This is a genomic window from Sphingomonas sp. FUKUSWIS1 (genome assembly GCF_000733135.1).
Classification (GTDB): domain Bacteria; phylum Pseudomonadota; class Alphaproteobacteria; order Sphingomonadales; family Sphingomonadaceae; genus Sphingomonas; species Sphingomonas aerolata.
In genome coordinates this window covers 3,754-9,218 of record NZ_JPJC01000097.1, presented here as the reverse complement: position 1 = coordinate 9,218, position 5,465 = coordinate 3,754, and the positions used below count along the sequence as shown (strand labels likewise).

General features: G+C 68.8%; 4 protein-coding genes. All 4 read left to right on the top strand.

Annotated elements, in window-relative coordinates; all coding sequences use genetic code 11:
* Window positions 1-646 (top strand): type II secretion system protein N (locus sphsw_RS07265; RefSeq protein WP_031440020.1); only part of this gene is annotated, 646 nt, incomplete at its 5' end.
* Window positions 647-696: 50 nt separating this feature from the next.
* The gene (gene gspD / locus sphsw_RS07260; RefSeq protein ID WP_031440019.1) at window positions 697-2,940 is read left to right on the top strand and encodes a type II secretion system secretin GspD; all 2,244 of its coding nucleotides are present in this window, start codon (window positions 697-699) and stop codon (window positions 2,938-2,940) included.
* Window positions 2,937-4,460 (top strand): GspE/PulE family protein, encoded by a 1,524-nt coding sequence (locus sphsw_RS07255; protein WP_031440018.1) that lies wholly within the window; start codon window positions 2,937-2,939, stop codon window positions 4,458-4,460. The genes gspD and sphsw_RS07255 overlap by 4 nt, the downstream gene beginning before the upstream one ends.
* Before the next feature lie 120 nt (window positions 4,461-4,580).
* On the top strand, window positions 4,581-5,465 hold an 885-nt coding region (locus sphsw_RS07250), incomplete at its 3' end, for a type II secretion system F family protein (RefSeq protein WP_042466755.1).

The window sequence follows — 5,465 nt, the reverse complement described above, 5'->3', positions numbered from 1 at the left end:
GGCGGGGGCGAATGGCGACATCCTGCGCAGCTTCGATCCGTTCTTCCGGCTGGGTGCGCCCGCCGGTGCCGGACCCGCGACGGTCACCGCGCTGCAGCTGACGCTGTTCGGGACGCGGATCGACGATGCGACCGGCCGGAGCTCGGCGATCATCGCGGGCGCGGACAATGTCCAGACCAGCATCGTCGTCGGCGAGGAGATCCAGCCCGGCGTCCGGCTGAAGGCGGTCGCGTTCGACCATGTCACGATCGATCGCGGCGGCGTCGACGAGGACCTGTTCCTCGACCAGTCCGACGCGGTCGCGCCGGTGTCGCCGACCGGCGCAGCGCCGGGTGCGGCGCCACCGCCGGGCAACGCGGGCATCGCGATCGGCCAGTTGCGCAGCGAGATCGGTTTCATCCCGCGTATCGACGGCGGCCGCGTCAGCGGGCTGACGGTCCGGTCGCAGGGTTCGGGCAACGCCTTCCGCCAGGCGGGGCTGCGCGACGGCGACATCGTCACCTCGATCGGCGGGCGTCCCGTCACCGGGCCGGGCGATCTCGACCGCATCGCCGCCGACTTCGCGCAGGGCGGCAACGTGCCCATCACCGTCGAACGCGGCAAGGACACGTTGCCGCTCGCCATCACGATCGCACCTCCGCAATGATCTCCGGCATGACTCTCGCTTCCCTTCCCCTTTCCAAGACCAAGGCTGCAATGAAGAATCTGGTTTTCGCCTCGGTCCTTGCTCCGGTGCTGGCGCTGACGCTGGCGGCGGAAGCGCGCGCGCAGACGACGCTCAACGTCCGCGACGCCGATATCCGCGCGTTCATCGCCGATGCCGCCAAGGTCACGGGGCGCACCTTCATCATCGACAACCGGGTGTCGGGCAAGGTGACCGTCGTCACCGACCGGCCGCTCAGCCGGTCCGAATATTTCGAGGTGTTCCTGTCCACGCTGCGCGCCAACGGGCTGGTCGCGGTGCCGACCTCGAACGGGGCGTTCCGCGTGCAGCCGCTCGACAATGCGGCGTCGCAGCCGAGCCGGATCGGCGTCGCGGGCGCGGCGCGCAACAGCTATGTCACCGAGATCATCCGGCTGCGCGCGACCGACGCGGCGAGCGCGGTCGACACCGTCCGGCCGCTGGTCAGCGCGCAGGGGTCGGTCACCGCGAACCGCGGCGGCAACAGTCTGGTGGTGGTCGATTTCGCCGACAATATTCGCCGCATCCGCGAGGTCATCCGCCGGGTCGACACCGACACCTCGTCGACGCGCGTCGTCGCGCTCAAGAATGCGAGCGCGCGCGACATCGCGACCGCGCTGCAGGGCCTGATCGGCACCGGCGGGGCCCCGGGCGGCGCGCAGGGCGGCGGCGCGGGATCGGGACCGACCGCATCGGTGGTCGCGGTCGAGGGATCGAACGCGGTCGCGCTGCGCGGCGATCCGACCACGGTCGCGCGACTGGCGCAGGTCGCCGCCGACCTCGACCAGAAGGCGCGCAACGGCACCGAGATCAAGGTCGTGTTCCTCGAAAACGCCGACGCCGAGCAATTGCTGCCGGTGCTGCAGGAACTGGTCGGCCAGACCCCGACCCAGCCGAGCAGCCAGCCGCTGTCGCGCTCCAATTTCGGCGCGAACAGCAGCGGCGGCAGCAACGGCGGCGGATCGGGCTTTGGCGGCACCCAGCAGGCGCAGGTGAGCCAGCCGGTCCAGTCGAGCGGCGGATCGTCGGGATCGGGCTCTGGCCAGCCCGCGATCACCGCCGCGGGGGGCCGCACCGCCGCGGTCGTCACGCGCTTCATCGGCGCCAACGCGATCGTCATCGCCGCGCCCGCCGAGATCCAGCGTCAGCTCGCCGAGGTGGTCCGCCAGCTCGACACGCGCCGCGAACAGGTGCTCGTCGAGGCGATCGTCGCCGAGGTCTCGGACACCACCGCACGGACGTTGGGTGCGCAGTTCATCGTCGGCGATCCCAGCGGCGGCGCGTTCGGTGCGTCGACCTTCTCCAATTCCGCGCCCAACATCCTGCAGATCGCGGGTGCGATCGGCGCGACACAGCTCAACACCTCGACCACGACGACGACGAACACCGACGGCAGCACGACGGTGACGAAGAACACCAGCAGCGCCGCCGACACGCTTCAGCAATCTGCGATCAGTTCGATCCTTGCCGCGACCGGCGGGTTTGGCGGCTTTGGCGGCAAGATCGGCAGCACCTTCTTTGGCGCGATCATTAACGCGGTGAAGAGCGACACGACGTCGAACCTGCTCCAGGTCCCGCACCTCGTCACGCTCGACAACCAGGAAGCGCACAGCTTGGTCGGGCAGGAGATCCCGATCACTACGGGGCAGGCGCTGTCGAACAATTTCGACAACGCGTTCCGCACCACGCAGCGCCAGAATGTCGGCATCGAGCTGACCGTGCGACCGCAGGTGAATTCGAGCGGGACGGTGAAGCTCAACCTGCGGCTCGAGGTCAGTTCGATCGCCGGGCCGGTGTCGAGCGACAATAGCGACCTGATCCTCAACAAGCGCGAGGTCGAGACGGTGCGGACCGTCGACGACGGGCAGATCGCGGTGATCAGCGGCCTGCTCGACGACAACGAACGCCGCACGATCGAGAAGATCCCGCTGCTCGGCGACCTGCCCGTGCTCGGGCATCTGTTCACGTCGAAGGCGAAGCAGCGGTCGAAGACCAATCTGATGATCTTCATCCGGCCGACGATCCTGCGCACCGCGGGCGACAGCCGGCGGATCACCGAACAGCGTTATGGCTATCTGCGGTTGCAGCAGGGGCTCGCCGAGCCCGAGCGCGAGCCGTCGATCGATCAGCTGGTGCGCGATTACATGGGCGCGGCGCCGCCGATCCCGTCGGGACCGATCCCCGGCAGCATCGAGGATCCGCGGATCGCGGTGCCGGTGCGCAGCACGAGCACGGTCTTCCGGCCGGTGAAGAAATGATCATCCGCGAGGGGCTTGAGGTCGCACTCCCCCAGATCACCATCCCCTACGCCTTCGCACGCAAGTTCGGAGTCGTCGTCGACCACACCGACCCCGATTCACCGCTCACGATCGCGATGCGCGCGGGCGCGGACCCGAAGGTGCTGCTCGAACTGCGCCGCTATCTCGGCCGCCCGTTCGCGATCGGCACGGTCGAGGCGCCCGCGTTCGACCGGCTGCTGTCCAACGTCTATGCGATGGACGGCCAGGCCAATGCGCTCGCCGCGGTCGGGATGGGCGACGAGCTGGATCTGCTCGCAGGCGACATGCCGACTGCGGAGGATCTGCTCGACACCGCCGACGACGCGCCCGCGATCCGGCTGATCAACGGGATCATCGCCGACGCCGCACGCAACGGCGTATCCGACATCCATATCGAGCCGTACGAGACCGGGCTCGTCGTCCGGATGCGCATCGACGGCGTGCTGCGCGAGACTTTGCGCATGCCGCCCAACGTCGCGCCGGTGGTCGTCAGCCGGATCAAGGTGATGGCGCGCCTCGACATCGCCGAGCGCCGCGTGCCGCAGGACGGCCGCATGGGGCTGACGCTGGGCGGTAAGCTGCTCGACGTCCGCGTCTCGACGCTGCCGAGCCGGGCGGGCGAACGCGTGGTGCTGCGTATCCTCGACAAGGAAAATGCGGGCATCGACCTCGAGGCGCTGGGCCTCCCGCCCGCCTTGTTCGCGCTGCTGAACGAGGCGCTGAGCGAGCCGAACGGGATCATCCTCGTCACCGGACCGACCGGCTCGGGCAAGACGACCTCGCTCTACGCCGCGCTGCGCCTGCTCAACGACGGCAGCCGCAACATCCTGACGGTCGAGGATCCGGTCGAATATGCGGTCGACGGCGTCGGCCAGACCCAGGTCAATCCGAAGGTCGGGCTGACCTTCGCCGCCGGGCTGCGCGCAATCCTGCGCCAGGATCCCGACGTGGTGATGGTCGGCGAAATCCGCGACCGCGAAACCGCCGAGATTGCGGTGCAGGCGTCGCTGACCGGGCATCTGGTGCTGTCGACCGTCCACACCAACGACGCGATCGGCGCGATCACGCGAATGCGCGACATGAAGGTCGAGAGCTTCCTGCTCGCCTCGACGCTCCGCGCGGTGATCGCGCAGCGGCTGGTGCGGCGGCTGTGTCCGACCTGTCGCAAGGCGGTACCCGCATCGGACACGGTCGCACCGCTGCTCGGCATCGCGCCGGACCAGGTAGTGTACGTCGCGCAAGGCTGCGACGACTGCAACCAGACCGGCTACAAGGGCCGGATTGGCGTCTTCGAGGCGGTCCGCATCGACGATACGATCCGTCGGCTGATCAACACCGACGGCGCCGAATCCGACATCACCGCGCATGCCTTCGCCAAGTCGCCGAACCTGGCGCAGTCGGCGCGCGAGCTGGTGCTGTCGGGACAGACCACGGCGGAGGAAGCGGTCCGCGTCTCGCGCCGCGACACGACCGAAGTCGTCGAGGTGGCGGCGGCATGACGCCCCTCTGGCCTTCCGTTCGTTTCGAGCGCAGTCGAGAAACGCCTGTCCGCGCGCGCGGCAACGGTTTCTCGACTTCGCTCGAAACGAACGGAAGCGTTAAGCAACCGGGCAACCCGCATGGCTGATTTCGACTATGTCGCGATCGACACCAAGGGCGCCGAGCGCCGCGGCCATATCGCCGCGGCGGACATCGACCTCGCGCGCGCAACGCTCGACGCGCGCAAATTCTACGTCGTCAAGATCAGCCCGGGCGCGCCGCCCCAGGCGACCAAGGGGCGGCCGCTGTTCGGGCTGCAGCTCGGCAAGCCCAAGATGTCGGGCAAGAATCTGACGCTGTTCACGCGCCAGCTCGCCACGCTCAACCGCGTGTCGCCGCTTGAGGAATCGCTGCGCACGATCACCCGCCAGACCGAGCAGGACAGCGTCCGCGCGATCGTCCAGCACGTTCATGCGGGCGTCGTCGAGGGCCGGCGGCTGGCGGATGCGATGGCGCGCGAGCCCAAGAGTTTTCCGCCGCTCTACCGCGCGATGGTCGCGGCCGGCGAGAGTTCGGGGTCGCTGCCGACGATCCTCGACCGGCTCGCGGCTTTGCTCGAACGCCAGGCGGAGATCCGCGGCAAGCTGATCACCGCGCTCGCCTATCCCTCGATCCTCGCGCTTGTCGCGATGGGGGTGGTCACCGCGCTGATGATGTTCGTCGTGCCGCAGGTGGTCGAACAGTTCGACACGGTCGGGCAGGAGCTGCCGCTGCTGACGCGGATGGTGATGGCGTTTTCGGCGTTCCTCGTCGGATACTGGTGGGTGATCGCGCTGGTCCTGCTGCTGTCGGGGCTGATCCTGTGGCGCGCGCTAAAGGATCCGGGCTTCCGGCTCGCCTTCGACAGCTGGCTGCTCAGGATCCCGATGCTCGGGCGACTGCTGCGCGATCTGCATGCGGCGCGGATGGCGCGGACGCTGGGGACGATGGTCGCGAGCCGCTTGCCGCTGCTCGACGGGCTCAAC